The 1,442-nt window shown below is 67.9% G+C and carries 1 protein-coding gene; it reads left to right on the top strand.

Features of this window, described 5'->3' with window-relative positions:
- The first annotated feature begins 61 nt into the window (after positions 1–61).
- Positions 62–1,303, top strand: coding sequence for an IS701 family transposase (locus ACFV88_RS35990; RefSeq protein WP_385496441.1), 1,242 nt, complete (start codon positions 62–64; stop codon positions 1,301–1,303).
- The last annotated feature ends 139 nt before the right edge of the window (positions 1,304–1,442 follow it).

Here is a 1,442-nt window from a genome sequence, read left to right as displayed (position 1 = left end):
CTAGTAGTACTTCGTTAGGTTGGTTTGATGGGATGGCGCGTGGTGGTGCATGCTGCCCGTCGTGGATCTTGGGGAGATCGAGGAACTGCGGGGGAGTCTCGGGGAGTTCGTGGCCGAGGTGTTCGCTTCGCTGAGGCGCAAGGATCAGCGCGGATGGGGGGACTGCTACCTGCGTGGGCTGATGCTGGACGGGCGGCGCAAGTCGATCCAGCCGATGGCCGAGCGGCTGCCGGACGGCAATATGCAGGCGTTGCAGCAGTTCGTCAGCCAGTCGACGTGGGACCACGTTCCGGTGCTGCGGGCCGTTGCGGCGAAGGTGACCTCGGTGATCTCTCCGGAAGCGTGGGTGATCGATGACACTTCCTTCCCCAAGGCGGGAGACCGATCGGCGGGGGCAGCTCGGCAGTGGTGCGGGGCACTGGGTAAGAAGTCGCTGTGTCAGGTGGGAGTGAGCCTGCACGCGGTCACTGACGTTGCTTCCGTGCCGCTGAACTGGCGGTTGTTCCTCCCTGCCGAGTGGTCCGGCGCGGTCGATGGGCGACGTGCGAGGGCTGGAGTGCCTGATGGTGTGGGGCACCGGGAGAAGTGGCGTCTGGCCCTGGACGCGATTGATGAGGCGCTCGGATGGGGGCTGATCGGCCGGGTTGTGGTGGCCGATGCCGGATACGGCCAGATGCATGCCTTCCGGGCCGCTGTGGCCGACCGAGATCTGGAATACGTTGTGGCCGTTCGTGGTGACACCAGTGCCTACCCCGGCGAGGCTGTGCCCACCACGCCGGAACGGGAAGGGCGGATGGGCGCCCCGCGGCTGCCCCGTTACCGCGAGTCGGCCCGTTCCCTGAAGGACCTGGTCGCGACCGCCGGACGGCGCCGGCTGCGGCGCTGCACCTGGCGCTATGGCAGCAAGGGCGTGATGATCAGCCGGTTCATCGTGTTGGAGGTCCGCCCTGCTGGTGTCGCGGCGACCAAGGCGGCGCGGGAGGGAGCGGGCGGGCGTGCGGGGTGGGACGGCGTTCTGCCTACCGAGACCCTGATCGCCGAATGGCCGCCGCACGAGGATGAGCCCACCGACTACTGGCTGACCAGCCTGCCCGCTGACACCGCGCTGCGGCATCTGGTCCGCCTGGCGAAGATCCGCTGGCGGATCGAACACGACTACCGCGAGCTCAAGCACGGCCTGGGCCTGGACCACTTCGAGGGCCGCACCTGGCGCGGCTGGCACCACCACGTCACCCTCGTCACCGCCGCCCACGCCTTCCTCACCCTCAGGCGCCTGGACCCAAAAGCCCAAGCGTCGGCCTGACCTTCTACCAGGTCTTGCAGACCCTGCAGGACCTGTTGCTGTGCTGGACCGGCGCATGCCCCACCTGCCACCGAGACCTACCGCCCCCGGCTCAAACAGACGACCACCCGCCGGGCGCAACCTAACGAAGTACTACTAG

The organism is Streptomyces sp. NPDC059816, from assembly GCF_042732055.1.
Taxonomy (GTDB): Bacteria; Actinomycetota; Actinomycetes; order Streptomycetales; family Streptomycetaceae; genus Streptomyces.
The sequence above is the reverse complement of the archived record's forward strand: the minus strand, read 5'-3'. Positions and strand labels throughout refer to the sequence as shown.